We start from the raw sequence: 13401 nt of genomic DNA, 5'->3' as shown, positions 1-13401 counted from the left end.
GGTCAGTCGGCGTGAGCCTCGGCTCCGAGGGCCCGGTTCGCCCGGTCCGCCCTGTTGGCCCGGTCCGCTTTGTCGGCCCGGAGCGCGCGGAGCCCGATGGTCCCCAGGACGAGCCCCCAGACCAGGAACCACGGCGAGTAGAGGAACAGCGACCAGCGGGCCACCGTGTCCGCCTCCGCGCCCGTCACGTCCGGGTAGTGCGAGGAGATCGCGCCGGTCAGGTAGAGGGTCTCCTGAAGGATTCCGGCGATGCCGCGCAGCACGGTGAACGCGCAGCCGATCCCGATCGGCAGCTCCAGCATCCAACGCGGCACCACCGACCCCCACGGCTTCACCAGCGCGAACGGGATCAGCGCCCCCAGGGCGGCGAGCAGCACCGTGCCCCAGAGGCCGAGCGCCTCGAAGAGCGGATCGTGCCAGAGGTCCTCCGAGAACCCGATGGTGGACTTCAGGCCGTCGCCGCCGAACGCCCAGTACAGCTTCAGCGCCGCGTACAGCGCCGCCATCCCGGCGGCCACCCCCTCCACCCACAGCCGGCCCGGGCGCGGGGCGGACGGGAGGCCGGCGGCGGGGCCGTGGGCCGGCGAGGACGGGATGCGGCTGCTCATTCGGGGTCGAACTCCTTCGTGAGGTCGTCGATCTCCTGGGGCAAGCTTAACCAGCCGGAGTCACCGGAAGTGACGATGCGTCACCGAGGTCGGGCCCCCGGGCGTTCCTGCTCTGGCTCTTCGACGCCCGCGGGCGCTAGCGTGATCACCGTGACCACTCTCGACGCACGCCGCACGGCCCTCGTCCTGATCGACCTGATGGACCGGATCATCGCCAACCAGCTCGGCCCGTACACCGGTTCGGAGGTGCTGGCCACCTCCCTCGACCTCGCCCGGACGTTCCGGGCGGCCGGTGCGCCCGTCGTCGCGGTGCGCGTCGAGCGGCCGAACGTCGCCGAGCAGCCGCCCGGCAGCGAACTCGCCGCCGAGGTCGCGGCGGTGGCCGACGAGGTGGTGGTCAAGGGCACCATCGGCGGCTTCCACCGCACCGGTCTGCACGAGGTGCTGCAGGCGCGCGGCGTGGACACCCTGGTGTTCGCCGGGATCGCGACCAACCTCGGGGTGGAATCGACCGCCCGGGTGGCGGGCGACCACGGGTACCGGGTGGTGTTCGCCGAGGACGCGATGACGGCGCTCACGGCGGAGGAGCACCGGGCGTCGGTGGAACTGGACTTCCCGCGGCTCGGCGAGGTCGTGGCGGCGGGGGAGCTGCGGCTGAAGTGACCTCCGTCAGCTGAGGCCGGCGGCGCGCAGCGCCTCGCGCAGCCGGCCGTCCGAGGCGGCGAGCAGGCGGGCGGCGGTGGCGGCGTCGACCCCGGCGAGGAGGGTCAGGACCGCGTCCTTGGCCCGGCCTCCGGTCGCCGCCAGCGCGCGGCGGACGGCCGCGTCGTCGGCGCCGGTGGCCTCCGCGACGATCCGGTGGGCCCGGTCGCGGAGCTTGGCGTTGGTGGCCCGGACGTCGACCATCAGATTCCCGTACGTCCGGCCCAACCGGACCATCACGGCCGTCGACAGCAGGTTGAGCACCAGCTTCTGCGCCGTGCCCGCCTTCAACCGGCTCGACCCGGCCAGCACTTCGGGGCCCACCTCCACCTCGACGGCCAGCTCGGCGGCCGCGGCCAGGGCCGAGCCGCGGGTGCAGGCGAGCGCGACGGTCAGCGCGCCGGCGGCGCGGGCGGCCCGGACGGCGGCCACCGTGTACGGCGTCCGGCCCGAGGCCGAGACGCCCACCACGGTGTCGGCCGGGGTCGGGCGCAGGTCGGCCAGGTCGGCCTCCGCCAGGTCGGTGCGGTCCTCGGCGCCCTCGGCCGCCGCCGTCACCGCCGCCGGGCCGCCCGCGATCAGGGCCACCACCAGCGCCGGATCGGTGCCGAAGGTCGGCGGGCACTCGGCGGCGTCCAGCACCCCGAGCCGGCCGGCCGTCCCCGCGCCCGCGTAGACCAGCCGCCCGCCCCGGGCCATCCGGGCGGCGACCGCGTCCACCACGGCGGCGATCCGCTCCGACTCGGCGGCCACGGCGAGCGGGACGGTGCGGTCCTCGGCGTTCATCAGCCGGAGCAGGTCGAGGGTGGGCAGCTCGTCGATCCCGGCCCAGGCGGCGTGGACCGCCTCGGTGGGCGGTACGGCGGCGGGGCGGTCGTGCGGGGCGGGCTGGCCGTGCGGGGCGGGCTGGCCGTGCGGGTCGGGGTGGTCGTGCGGGTCGGGGTGGTCCATGGGGAGGAGCGTCCCCGGGTGCGGCGGTGGCGAACCGGGCGGAGCTCAGCGGGAGAGGACGCCGCGGAGGACGGCGCCGAGGTCCGCCGCCGGGTCGGTGCCGTGCCAGGCCACGTGTCCGTCCGGGCGGATCAGCAGCGCGGTGGACGCGCCGACGAGGCGGTCCCACTGCCCGGGGGCGGCTTCCCGCTGCGTTCCGGTGTCGACCGCCCGGTGGGTGACGGGGGCCCCGGCCCGCCGCGCGGCTTCGGCCTGCCGTCGCCAGGCCGGGCCGTCCGTCGCGGTGAGCAGGGTGAAGCCGGGGCCGACGAGGTCGAGGGTGGACGTGACGCCCGCGGGCCCGCCGATGAGACGGAGATGCGGCAGGCGGGCGCCCGGACGGGCACCGGGGCGGTAGCCCTCCGCGCTCAGGCCAGTGGGCTCCGGGGCCGTGCCGGGGCTCCGGACGACGGCGGTCGAGTCGTAGGCGGCGGTCAGCAGGAGCTCGTCGTCGATGCGGTAGCCGGTGCGGTTGCGGGCGTTGGCGGTGGAGATGTCGATGACCTGGCGGGCGACGGGCCGCCGCTCCGCCTCGTAGGTGTCCAGCAGGGCGTCGCCGGCGTACCCGGCGGCGATGGCCGCGAGCTTCCAGGCGAGGTTGTCCGCGTCGCCGATGCCGGTGTTCATGCCGTGCCCGCCGGTCGGCGGGACGACGTGGGCCGCGTCGCCGGCCAGCAGGACACGGGAGCGGCGGTAGGCGGTGGCGAGCCGGGCGTCCATCCGCCAGGTCATCGTGTCGCGGATCGTCACGTCCAGGTCGGGGACACCGGCGGCGGTGCGGATGAGGTCGGCCAGCTGCCCGTGGTCGGACGGGTCCGAGGCGGGCGTGTCCGGGGCGAGCGGGTACTGGTAGATCCAGTGGCGGTCGTTGTCGACGGCCATGAACCCGCCCCGTCCGGGAGCGGTGAGGAAGTAGGAGGCGCTGGCCCGATCCGCCACCACCCGGCCGAGCGGCGCCTCGAAGCGGACGCTCAGGTATCGCCCCAGCCCGGTGGGGCCCTCCATCGCGATGCCGGCCCCGGCGCGTACGGCGCTCGCGGAGCCGTCGCAGCCGACCAGCCAGTCCGCGCGCACGCGGTGCCGGTCACCGGTGGCCACGTCCGCCAGGTCGGCCAGCACGCCCGGGCCGTCGTCCGTGAAGCCGACCAGGCGCGTGCCGAACCGGATCCGCGGGCCGGCCAGGGCCTCGGCGTGCCGCAGCAGGACGGGCTCCAGGGCGTCCTGCGAGCAGATGATCCCGGGCGAGGGCGTGTGCTCCTCGCCGCCGGAGGGCTGCTCGGCGAGGCCGGTGCGGACGAAGTCGGGATCGACGAGGTCGCGGCCGCGGTAGAAGGACACCTGATCGGCCGGCAGGCCGGCGGAGCGGACGGCCCCTTCCAGGCCGAGGCGGCGGAAGACCTCCATCGACCGGGCCGAGACCCCGCGGGCCTTGGGGTGGCGGGAGGTCGTGGGGTGGGCCTCGACCAGCACGTGGTCCACGCCGTACCCGGACAGCAGGGCCGACAGCGTCAGGCCGATCGGCCCGCCCCCGACGATCAGTACGGACGTCTGCGGCACAGTCATGGCGAACCCCTCGCGCGGCGATCGGCGATGTAACGGACAAGATTAAATTTGACGTTACCATGGGCTCGACGGACCGGACCGGCGACGGGAGACGCGCATGCGGCAGGACTTCGACGACGACAATCCGCGCGGCCTGTACTTCCTGGCCGACCTGGTCAACACCGTCCAGGACCGGCCCGAGGCCGACGCGGCCGACCTGCGGGCCGTGCTGGACCGGCACGGCGGACCGCCCCTGCGCCTCACCGACCGCGCGGCGGAGGAGATGCGCGAAGCCACGGCGACCATCGCCGGCATCCTGGAGCTCACCGACGAGGACCGGGCCGCCGACGCCATCAACGCCCTCCTCGACCGCTACCCCGCCCGGCCCCGGCTGGTCCGCCTCCCGGAGCGTCGCTGGTCGGTCCACGCCCAGGCCTCCGACGACGCGCCGCCGGCCCACTGGCTGCTGTCCACCGCGGCCCTTGCGCTGGCGCTCTGGCTCGGCGAGCGCGGCCACTGCGCCTGGGGCCGCTGCGCGGCCCCCGGATGCGACCGCTACTTCATCGACACCGGGCGCCGCACCCCGCAGCGCTACTGCTCGACCCGCTGCGGCACCCGGGTGCGGGTCTCCGCCCACCGGCTGCGCAACGGCCGCTGAGCGGCGGGAGTGCCCCTTTCGCTTTCTGAGTCGCCGTCACCTTCGTTCCGGGCGTCCTCGCCGCCACGAGTTCCGGTCGTGATCAAGCGAGGTGTAGTGTCTTCGGGACGTGCCGGTGCGGACGTCCTCGGGGTGGAGCGCGCGGCGGATGGCGGTCGACTTCGGGGGGTCAGATGCCGGCGGTTCAGCGGATCACGTCGCGCAACGCGCGCTTCCAGCAGTGGGAATCACTGCTGGGCAATCGCAACAAGCGGACGCGGGCGGGGGAGTTCCTGGTGCAGGGGGTCCGTCCGATCTCCTTGGCGGTCCAATACGGCTGGCCCGTCCGGGCGTTGATCTTCGACGGAGAGCGGAAGCTGTCGCGGTGGGCGGAGGAACTGCTGCGGACGGTCGACGCCGAGCGGGTCGCCATGGCGCCCGAACTGCTGGCGGATCTGGGGGAGAAGGACGAGCGCGCGCCGGAAATGGTCGCCGTGGTGGAGATGCCGGCCGACGATCTGGGCCGGCTGCGACGGGCCGGGAGCAGCTTCCTGGGTGTCCTGTTCGACCGGCCGACCAGCCCCGGCAACATCGGCAGCATCGTCCGGTCCGCGGACGCCTTCGGTGCGCACGGGCTCATAGTCTCGGGTCACGCCGCGGACGTGTACGACCCCAGGGCGGTGCGGGCCAGTACGGGATCCCTGTTCGCACTGCCCGCCGTGCGCGTGCCGTCGCCCGACGACGTGATGGCCTGGGTCGGCGAGCAGCGGGCCGGCGGGCAGCGGATCGCCCTGGTCGGCACGGACGAGAAGGGTGACTGCGACGTCTTCGACTTCGACTTCACCCAGCCGGTGCTGCTGCTGATCGGCAACGAGACGTCGGGGCTGAGCAACTCCTGGCGGGCGTTGTGCGACCACACCGTCAGCATTCCGATGAGCGGCTCGGCGAGCTCCCTGAACGCGGCGAACGCCGCGACCGCCGTGCTGTACGAGGCTTCGCGGCAGCGGCTCGCCGCCGGGAAACGCCCGGCCTGACCTACCCCCTTCCCGGCCGCTCCGACCCGACCGAAGCTGTCCTCGAACGGTCGGGTCGGCCCGCCGTCCTCCCGCCTAGCGTTGGCCCGGTGGGGCGGCGCCGCTACGTGCCGACAGCCCGCTCCCCGTCCACCGACCGCGATGGAAAGCAGCAGCATGCGCAACGTTCTGACGTCGGATCAGATCGACCGATTCGTCTCCGACGGCTTCATCCACCTCGAAGGGGCGTTCTCCCGGTCCCTGGCCGATGAGTGCCGGGCGTTCCTGTGGCGCGAGACCGGCCTGGATCCGGACGACTCCGCCACCTGGACCCAGCCGGTCGTCAGGCTGTGGGGATCCGCGGAGGAGCCGTTCCAGCGCGCCGCGACCACGGAGCGCCTGCACGGCGCGTTCGACCAACTCGTCGGCCCGGGCCGCTGGTTGCCGCGCACCGGCCTGGGCACCTTCCCCATCCGCTTCCCGCATGCCGACGATCCCGGCGACACCGGGTGGCACATGGACGCCAGCTACACGCCGGAGGGGGAGACCGGGTACTGGCTCAACCTCCGATCCCGTGAACGGGCGTTGCTGATGCTGTTCCTGTTCTCCGACGTCGACGCCGACCACGGGCCGACTCGGATCAAGGTCGGCTCGCACCTGGACGTGCCGGCCTACCTGGAGCCGATGGGCGAACGCGGTGTCGACGGCATGGAACTCTGCCGGACCATGGACGCCGCGGGCAGGCTCGACGCCCCCGACCGCCCGCTGGCGCACGCCACCGGGCGAGCCGGGGACGTCTACCTCTGCCACCCGTTCCTGATCCACGCCGGCCAGCCCAACCGCGGCACGCAGCCGAGGTTCCTGGCCCAGCCTCCGCTCATGGCGGCGGCCCCGCTCGATCTCGACCGCGTCGACGGCGCGTACACGCCGGTCGAGCGCGCGGTGCGGCTCGGACTGGGCCGGGCCGGCGGGTCCACGGCTCGGTGAGTGCCGAGTCACACCGGGTGTCCCGGCGTGGGGGTGGTCGGTCCGCCGCGTGAGGCGCTCGGTCGCGGGGCCGTTCCCTGGCTCCGGGCGGGCGTCTTCGGGTCGTCCGCACCGTTCATGGAGTCGGTGGAGTCGGTGGAGCCCAAGTGGGCCAAGTGGTCCAGGTGGTCCAGCTGGTCCAGGTCGGCCTGGGACAGCCGGAGGGCGCCCGCGGCGAGGTTCTCGATCAGGTGGCCGGGGTCGGAGGTGCCCGGGATGGCCAGGACGTTCGGGCCGCGGTGGAGCGTCCAGGCCAGCCGGATCTGCGTCGGCGTCGCGCCGTGGGCGTGCGCGATCGCCTGGAGCCGGTCGTGGTGGGTGTCGGCGGCGGGTGCCTCGCGTCGGCGGCCGGAGATGGCGAAGAACGGCACGAAGGCGATGCCCTGCCGGCGGCAGCTGTCCAACAGGCCGTTGGTGTCCGCGAGTCGCTGGTCCAGGCCGTACGCGTTCTGGACGCAGACCACGGGCGCCAGGGTCCTGGCCTCGGTGAGGTGGTCGGGCGTGACACCGGACAGGCCCAGGTGGCGGATGAGCCCGGCCTCCCGCAGTTCGGCCAGTGCGCCGAAGTGCTCGGCGATCGACGGGCCGCCCATCCACCGCAGGTTGACGACGTCGAGGTGGTCCCGGCCGAGCTGGCGGAGGTTCTCCTCGACCTGCCCGCGCAGTTGCGAAGGTGTGGCCATGGGCAGCCACTCGCCGGACGGGTCCCGCCCGGGGCCGACCTTGGTGGCGATGACCAGATCGTCGAGGTAGGGCGCCAGGGCCCGGTTGACCAGCTCGTTGGCGGATCGCGACGGCGAGAAGTAGAACGCGGCGGTGTCGATGTGGTTCACCCCGTGCTCGACCGCGCTCCGCAGGATCCCGATGGCGAGCTCGCGGTCGATCGGGGCACCGTCCGAGTTCCCGCGCATGCCGTTGCCGGTCAGCCGCATCGTGCCGAACCCGAGCCGGTTCACCTCCAGATCGCCGAGCTTCCACGTGCCCGCCGCCGCTGCGGTGACCGTCGCTGATTCCACCCTGACCCACTCCCCGTGTTGCCGCACCGCCCGGCTCCCGGCCGGCGCTGGTCCTCGCCGACCGGTCGACCGTTGCGGCCGCCGGCGGGTTCGAACCAGGAGTATGGGGTGGCCGCCGCCCCGGCGAGAAGGCGCGGACGGTCGGCGAAAGGTCACACCGCGCACGGGAACTCCCGGCCGGCGACGAACCGTTGGAAGGGGCGTACGGATGCACCGGCACCGGTGCTCTGACGCCGGCCCCTGAGCCCCTGGGCCCCTAGCCGACCAGGCGGCGGCGCCAGTCCAGGGGAGTGACGGTGATGGCCCGGCCCGGGTCCCGGTCCCACTCGGTGGGGAGACCGACCGCTTCGAGGGCGGCCACGACCTCGTGGCCGATGGCCGCGGTGGTCTCGGACGAGCCGTCGAAGCCGCCGTAGAGGAGCGTCAGGCCGCGGCCGGCGGCGGCGGAATCCGTGCACTGGGTGTGGAAGTAGACGAAGCCACGGGCGTCGGGCCCGCCTTCGGCGCCGATCTCGGACTGGCCGCAGCCACGGCAGCAGGTGAAGTTCTCCCGGGCGGTGATACCGGCCTCCTGCAGGGCGGTGAACGCCCGAGTGAGCCGTTCGGGGTCGGTCTCTCCCCGCCACGCGGCCTGCTCCGCGACCCGCTCCAGCCACAGCCGGTCGGCCAGCGCCTGCGCCTGGTCGCGCGAGACGGGCCGACGGTCCTTGGTGACCAGGTACTCCTCGGCGAGTTCGGCCAGTTCGGCGCGGGAGGCGTAGCCGCCGACCAGCACCTCGCGGACGCGCTTCTCCACCTCCGCGCGCTCGCCTTCGGCAAGGTCGAGCGGCGGCACCTCGCGGGCAGGGCCCATGTCCAGCAGCGACCACGCCAGGCCCCCGTCCCATCCGGCCTCCTGGCGGGCCCAGCCGGCCAGTGCCGCGATCACGACCTCGGGCCGGTCGGTCATCACCTGGAAGTGCCGGTCGGCGGAACCGTCGCGGTACTCCAGCTCGTAGTCACCACCGGCCCGGTGGTAGACCTGGGCGAAGACGTCGGGCAGGTCGGGTATCCGGTGGACCACCAGGAACCGGTCACCCTCGTCACCGATCCGCCGGACCAACCCGGCCAGCTCCTCGGCGGACACACGGACGTGCCGCTCCCAGTTCTCCGTCTTCACCACGATCTCAAGCATGCGCGAACTCTGACACACGCCTCTGACAGCAGACCTCCGGGACCGGCCGCGCGACTGCCACCGCGGCGGCTCGGCCCGCCCTGATCCTGGATGTCGTCGGTCGGGGTCGACCCTTGCCCTCACACTCATCGCGGGACCAGGGACTTGTCCCGCACCCTCGTCCACTCGGTCAATGCGACCGAAGCCAAGGCCACGACCATGAACCCGGTCGCCGAGCGCATCGTCCGGGCCGCCTTCGCCCCTCGGCAGTGAGGCCAGCGGACAGTCGGCGATCAGAACAGGGGCGAGGATTCCGCGAGAAGAGCGGCGAGCCAGCTCCGGTACTCGGCCCGGCGGGGACAGGCCGTGGTGGAACGGGGCTCGACCCGGCAGCCGTCGGACGGACCCCCGGTGGGGCACACCCCGCCGGGGGTGCTGGCGTGGGCCGGGTCCAGGGCGGCCGACAGCTGGGCCAGCCGGCAGTCGGGCATCGCGTCACGGTTCTCCGGATTGCGGAAGGAGTACCGGCCGTCGTCGACCCGGACCCCGTGTGCACCGGCGCTCCACCGGGCGGGGCCCGCCATGCCCTGACGGCGGAGCATGAAGGCGGCGAGCCGGCCGGGCTGCGCGGCGCCGAGGCGGGCGCGCAGGACCGCGGCAAGCCGCTTTGCCGCCGCCGGTGGCAGGTCGGCATCGCCCAGTGCGGGGAGCAGCAGGAGCAGCCGGGTGTCGGGGTCGATGGTGGTTCCGCCCGGCAGCGCGTTGTCGGCGGCCGCGGTCAGCTCGGACCAGGACAGGCCCGGGCCCCGCCAGTGTCCGGAGTCGCGGGCCAGGACCTCGGCCTCCTCCCAGGAGGGGTGGTGGGCCACGTATTCCACGCTCGGATCTTCGCCCGCGTTCTCGTAGACCACGTGCAGGCGCAGGCCGCCGGACAACGGCACCGTGAACGCGGGCCGGTCGCCCGCACGCCACAGGCGGCGCCTGAAGTCCCGCTCGGCGTCGGGATCGTGCGGCCCGAGCCAGGACCGGGGCACGCCGCCCCGCAGGCAGGGCTGCAGATGGCCCCACCAGAACAGCTCTTCCGTGAGGAGCCGCGGGCGGTGGGCGTAGGGCCCGGGTTCACGGGTGGAAAGGCGGACCGGGTGCAGATCGGGTGGCGGTGGCACCACGTCATGATGGGCGACAGCGCTGACAACCGGAGGGGCAGGCACCGGTTGCCGGCTGCGGACCGGTTGCCGGCTTCGGCTGCTCCGGTCGAGGATCCGCAGTCGGCCCGGGGGCACGGGACCTGAGGGGTGCTCGCGAGCCCCGGGCGGACTCCGGTACGGGCCTCAGGCCATCCAGAAGAAGACCGCCGTCATCCGGCGCTCCGGCAGCTCGGTGCCGTAGTAGTTCGTGGCGCTGTGGATGAGGTTGGCGTGGTAGAGCAGCAGTTGGTTGTAGCGGTTGGGGACGCGGACGTCCTCGGTGAAGTGGTCGGCCGGCACGTGCCGGGTGCCGAGCGCTTCGACCAGGTTGTTGTGCGGGGCGTTGACCAGGTTGCCGCCGAGTCGGCCGCCGGGGAACTGCTGGCGGTAGAAGCTGGTGCCGGCGTCCTTCGGCGCGCCCGGGCTGAGGTAGAGCACGGCGGCGTAGCGGCAGAGCGCGCGGGAGTCGGTGTGCGGGCGGGACTCCGACTCGCCGGCGCCGACGAGCTGGACGCAGTTGTGGTTGAGCGTGCCGCCGCCCGGGGTGCTCTGGACCCAGAGCCGGGAGGCGCCGGTGGCCTTGCGGACCAGGGACTCGACGCGGGCCAGCTCGTCCGGTTCGAGGCCGGGCATGGTGCGCAGGCCGGGCCAGGTCTCGGGGCGGTGGGGGTAGCCCTCGGTCCAGTCGCCGCGGGTCAGGACGCGCTCGCGGACGGCGTCCGGGTCGGGCAGGACGTTGTCCAGGACCCAGTAGTCCCGGCCGCGGGTGGGCTTGCGGTACGGCAGGACCGGCAGGGCGGTGGGCCTGATGGGCTGTGAGGGCATGCGCCGACGATAGGGGCGGGATGCTTCAACCTTCTGCCGTGAACAGGTCAACTTTTCGTCAAGTGCGAGCTCGGGGCGGGTGGCCGGTTCTGATCACCGGCTCGGGTCGGAGCGGACGGCGAAGTTGCCGAGGGGGCCCTCCAGGCGGTCGAAGGCCTGGATCACCGAGGGGCGGACGGCGGCCGTCACGGCGGCGTGCTCCTCGCCGGCCAGGACACGGTGGAACACCTCGGCGAACACCGCCCGGTCGACGGCGGCGAGCAGGGCGGCGGCGACCCGGCTCTCGAAGTCGACGGTGGTGGCCGCGTCGTCGGCGGGGGCGGAGTGGGCGGGTTCGGCCAGCGCCCCGGCCAGTGCCTCGGCCAGGGCGGTCTCGCCCTGCTCGTGCAGCTCGCGCAGCCGGGCGAGCAGGGCGGGGCTGTCCGCGACGGTGCGGGCGAAGGCTTGCTCGGCGAAGCCGAGTCGGGCGTCGTGCCGGTCGAGCGCGGCCAGGCAGTCGCGGCGCAGCGCGGCGAGGGCGGACTCGCCGGGGGCGCGGTCGGCGACCGTGCGGGCGAGCCGGCCGGCGAGCTCCTCGTGCAGGTCGAACAGGAGGTCCTCCTTGCGCGGGAAGTGGTTGGTGACGGTCATCTTGGCGACGCCGGCGGCGGCCGCGACCTCGGCGATGGTGGTGCGGTCGAAGCCCCGGTCGATGAAGAGCCTGGTCGCGGCGTGCGAGATGGCCTCGCGGGTGCGGCGCTTGTTCAGCTCGCGGAGCTTGGGGGTGGGGGTGGCGGGCGTGGCGGGGGTGGCCGCGTCGGTGGCGGGGGTGGTGGCGGGGGTGGTGGCGGGGTGGGTGTCGCTGTCGGGCCTGGGCTTCGTCATGGGGGGAGTCTAGCGCGGGTCGGTGGGTCGGGCACAGAAAATAGGCTTGACCTAATGAGTGTGTTCGCCCTAAGTTCGCTCCGGGCGGTCGGGGAGGCCGCCGGACGGGCGGTCGCCGATCGCCGGTCACCGACCGATCGACCGTGGAGGCAAGCATGTTGACCCAGCACTCCGGCGGCCTGCGCCTGCTCACCGTGCACGCCCACCCGGACGACGAGTCCAGCAAGGGTGCGGCGACCCTTGCCCGCTACGCCGCCGAGGGCGTGGACGTCCTGGTCGCGACCTGCACCGGCGGCGAGCGCGGATCGGTGCTCAATCCGGCGCTGGACCGGCCCGAGGTCCGGGCCGATCTGGCCCGGATCCGCCGGGCGGAGATGGCCGCCGCCCGGGAGATCCTCGGCGTGCGCCAGCAGTTCCTGGGCTTCGTCGACTCCGGGATGCCCGGCCCGGACGAACCGCTGCCCGAGGGCTGCTTCGCCGCCCAGCCGGTGGAGGTCGCGGCGGCGCCGCTGGTCGCGCTGATCCGGGAGTTCCGTCCGCACGTCGTGATCACCTACGACGAGACCGGCGGGTACCCCCATCCCGACCACGTGATGACCCATCGGGTCGCGGTCGCGGCGTTCGAGGCCGCGGCCGATCCGGCCCGCTACCCGGAGGCGGGCGAGCCCTGGCAGGTGGCGAAGCTCTACTACCACCTCGCCCTCTCCCGGGCCTGGTTCCAGACCCTGCATGACGCCATGACGGAGCGGGGCGTGCCCTCGGCCATGGGGGAGCTGCTGGCCGGCTGGCCCGACACCCCTCCCGCCCTGGCCACCACCACCCGGATCGCCTGCGCCGAGCAGTTCGCGGTACGGGACGCGGCGTTGCTGGCGCACGCCACCCAGGTGCAGCCGGGCGTGGCGTTCATGGCCCACCCCAGGGGCATCGAGCGCGAGGTCTGGCCGACCGAGGACTACCACCTGGCCCAGTGCCTGGTGCCGACACCGAGGGGAGGCGGCCGGATCGAGACCGACCTGTTCGCCGGGCTGCGCCCTGGAGAGGAGTGTGAATGATGCGGGTGTAGAGCGGTAATGGGCGAAGGGTGACGCAAGAACCTCAGGCAGCCCGGAGAAGGGAAGGGAGGGGAGGTGGCGAATTGAGGACCTGAGCGACTGTGGGGAAGGAACAGTGCCGCGAACTCGTGGATGGTCGCGCCCGGCCGGTCGTGCGCGGCGATCGGCGAGCCCGTGCGCCGGTATGCCTCCGATCAGAGTCCGAGGTTCAGGTCGAAGGCCGCGTCGAAGGAGGCGTACCCGACGCACGCGGCCAGCCAGCCGCCGAGGACGGCGGTGACGGCGGCGGTGATCCGCCCGATCCGGCTGCGCCGTTCCTTGGGCCGGCGAAGGTGTCGGATGCCGTGGACCACGGCCAGCAGGCCGAGTGCGGCCAGCGCGTAGGCGCCGGCGGCGCTGGCCCGGTGGAGGTGCTGGGCGACGTGGAACGTCCCGGCGAGCGAGGCGGTGGTGAGGGCCATGAGGAGGAGGCCGCCGACCACTTCGCCGACCAGCTCGCCGAGGCAGCCTCCGGCCTTCTGGAGGACGAAGGTCACCGGGCCGACCTGGCCGCCGGGGACGGGTGTCGGGTCGCCGGGCTGATGGGTGGTCGACGGTCCGCCGTCCGCCTCGACGGCCTCGGATGCGCCCGTGTGCGCGTTTGCCTGGTCCCCGGTCATGCCCGCCCCACCGTCACTTTACCTGTTCTTTGCGTTCGGGGCATCGTAGCGGTGGTCGGGGACGGGCGGGTTCGGTGGTGCCGAAGGGGCGGCGGAGGCCCTCTCCGGGTACGGGCGGGGCCGGCCG

General features: G+C 73.9%; 14 protein-coding genes. 5 read left to right on the top strand and 9 right to left on the bottom strand.

From position 1 onward, the window contains the following. Positions 1–2: 2 nt before the first annotated feature. Positions 3–608, bottom strand: a complete 606-nt coding sequence (locus ACPC54_RS24515; RefSeq protein WP_498967689.1) for a DUF3995 domain-containing protein — start codon at positions 606–608, stop codon at positions 3–5. Between the two features lie 150 nt (positions 609–758). On the opposite strand from ACPC54_RS24515, the gene ACPC54_RS24510 reads away from it, so the two are divergent. Continuing rightward, positions 759–1271, top strand: coding sequence for an isochorismatase family protein (locus tag ACPC54_RS24510; RefSeq protein ID WP_498967687.1), 513 nt, complete (start codon positions 759–761; stop codon positions 1269–1271). 6 nt (positions 1272–1277) lie between these two features. On the opposite strand, the gene murQ is transcribed toward ACPC54_RS24510, so the two are convergent. Next, positions 1278–2261, bottom strand: coding sequence for an N-acetylmuramic acid 6-phosphate etherase (gene murQ, locus ACPC54_RS24505; RefSeq protein WP_498967686.1), 984 nt, complete (start codon positions 2259–2261; stop codon positions 1278–1280). 45 nt (positions 2262–2306) lie between these two features. Next, on the bottom strand, positions 2307–3863 hold the full coding sequence (locus ACPC54_RS24500) for an FAD-dependent monooxygenase (protein ID WP_498967685.1): 1557 nt from the start codon (positions 3861–3863) through the stop codon (positions 2307–2309). Positions 3864–3960: 97 nt separating this feature from the next. Here ACPC54_RS24500 and ACPC54_RS24495 point away from each other — a divergent pair, with 97 nt between their 5' ends. From ACPC54_RS24495 to ACPC54_RS24485, 3 genes are all read left to right on the top strand, one after another. Then, positions 3961–4500, top strand: a complete 540-nt coding sequence (locus ACPC54_RS24495) for a CGNR zinc finger domain-containing protein (RefSeq protein ID WP_498967683.1) — start codon at positions 3961–3963, stop codon at positions 4498–4500. A 173-nt stretch (positions 4501–4673) separates the two neighbouring features. Beyond that, positions 4674–5513 carry a TrmH family RNA methyltransferase gene (locus ACPC54_RS24490; protein WP_498967682.1) on the top strand — a complete coding sequence of 280 codons (840 nt, stop codon included), beginning with the start codon at positions 4674–4676 and terminating at the stop codon, positions 5511–5513. Positions 5514–5669: 156 nt separating this feature from the next. Next, a complete protein-coding gene (locus ACPC54_RS24485; RefSeq protein WP_498967680.1) occupies positions 5670–6479 on the top strand; it encodes a phytanoyl-CoA dioxygenase family protein in 810 nt (269 codons plus the stop codon). Positions 6480–6487: 8 nt separating this feature from the next. Here ACPC54_RS24485 and ACPC54_RS24480 read toward each other — a convergent pair whose 3' ends face one another. From ACPC54_RS24480 to ACPC54_RS24460, 5 genes are all read right to left on the bottom strand, one after another. Beyond that, positions 6488–7534: an oxidoreductase gene (locus ACPC54_RS24480; RefSeq protein WP_498967678.1), complete on the bottom strand. Its 1047-nt coding sequence runs from the start codon at positions 7532–7534 to the stop codon at positions 6488–6490. A gap of 256 nt (positions 7535–7790) precedes the next feature. Then, positions 7791–8708, bottom strand: a complete 918-nt coding sequence (locus ACPC54_RS24475; RefSeq protein WP_498967677.1) for a DUF6891 domain-containing protein — start codon at positions 8706–8708, stop codon at positions 7791–7793. Between the two features lie 272 nt (positions 8709–8980). Beyond that, positions 8981–9853, bottom strand: coding sequence for a hypothetical protein (locus tag ACPC54_RS24470; protein WP_498967675.1), 873 nt, complete (start codon positions 9851–9853; stop codon positions 8981–8983). Positions 9854–10018: 165 nt separating this feature from the next. Next, positions 10019–10699, bottom strand: a complete 681-nt coding sequence (locus ACPC54_RS24465; protein ID WP_498967673.1) for a DUF6445 family protein — start codon at positions 10697–10699, stop codon at positions 10019–10021. 93 nt (positions 10700–10792) lie between these two features. After that, positions 10793–11563: a TetR/AcrR family transcriptional regulator gene (locus ACPC54_RS24460; protein ID WP_498967671.1), complete on the bottom strand. Its 771-nt coding sequence runs from the start codon at positions 11561–11563 to the stop codon at positions 10793–10795. Positions 11564–11718: 155 nt separating this feature from the next. Here ACPC54_RS24460 and mca point away from each other — a divergent pair, with 155 nt between their 5' ends. After that, positions 11719–12615, top strand: coding sequence for a mycothiol conjugate amidase Mca (gene mca, locus ACPC54_RS24455; protein WP_498967669.1), 897 nt, complete (start codon positions 11719–11721; stop codon positions 12613–12615). A gap of 194 nt (positions 12616–12809) precedes the next feature. On the opposite strand, the gene ACPC54_RS24450 is transcribed toward mca, so the two are convergent. Further along, on the bottom strand, positions 12810–13274 hold the full coding sequence (locus ACPC54_RS24450) for a hypothetical protein (RefSeq protein ID WP_498967668.1): 465 nt from the start codon (positions 13272–13274) through the stop codon (positions 12810–12812). Positions 13275–13401 lie beyond the last annotated feature (127 nt).

This window comes from Kitasatospora sp. NPDC094028, from assembly GCF_049543595.1.
GTDB lineage: Bacteria > Actinomycetota > Actinomycetes > Streptomycetales > Streptomycetaceae > Kitasatospora.
This window is presented reverse-complemented; position numbering and strand designations above follow the sequence as displayed.

Excerpts from the sequence above, each read along its gene's own strand:
- ACPC54_RS24515 (WP_498967689.1), bottom strand. The coding sequence starts at position 608 with ATGAGCAGCCGCATCCCGTCCTCGCCGGCCCACGGCCCCGCCGCCGGC.
- murQ (WP_498967686.1), bottom strand. The coding sequence starts at position 2,261 with ATGGACCACCCCGACCCGCACGACCACCCCGACCCGCACGGCCAGCCC.
- ACPC54_RS24500 (WP_498967685.1), bottom strand. The coding sequence starts at position 3,863 with ATGACTGTGCCGCAGACGTCCGTACTGATCGTCGGGGGCGGGCCGATC.
- ACPC54_RS24495 (WP_498967683.1), top strand. The coding sequence starts at position 3,961 with ATGCGGCAGGACTTCGACGACGACAATCCGCGCGGCCTGTACTTCCTG.
- ACPC54_RS24490 (WP_498967682.1), top strand. The coding sequence starts at position 4,674 with ATGCCGGCGGTTCAGCGGATCACGTCGCGCAACGCGCGCTTCCAGCAG.
- ACPC54_RS24485 (WP_498967680.1), top strand. The coding sequence starts at position 5,670 with ATGCGCAACGTTCTGACGTCGGATCAGATCGACCGATTCGTCTCCGAC.
- ACPC54_RS24475 (WP_498967677.1), bottom strand. The coding sequence starts at position 8,708 with ATGCTTGAGATCGTGGTGAAGACGGAGAACTGGGAGCGGCACGTCCGT.
- ACPC54_RS24465 (WP_498967673.1), bottom strand. The coding sequence starts at position 10,699 with ATGCCCTCACAGCCCATCAGGCCCACCGCCCTGCCGGTCCTGCCGTAC.
- ACPC54_RS24460 (WP_498967671.1), bottom strand. The coding sequence starts at position 11,563 with ATGACGAAGCCCAGGCCCGACAGCGACACCCACCCCGCCACCACCCCC.
- mca (WP_498967669.1), top strand. The coding sequence starts at position 11,719 with ATGTTGACCCAGCACTCCGGCGGCCTGCGCCTGCTCACCGTGCACGCC.
- ACPC54_RS24450 (WP_498967668.1), bottom strand. The coding sequence starts at position 13,274 with ATGACCGGGGACCAGGCAAACGCGCACACGGGCGCATCCGAGGCCGTC.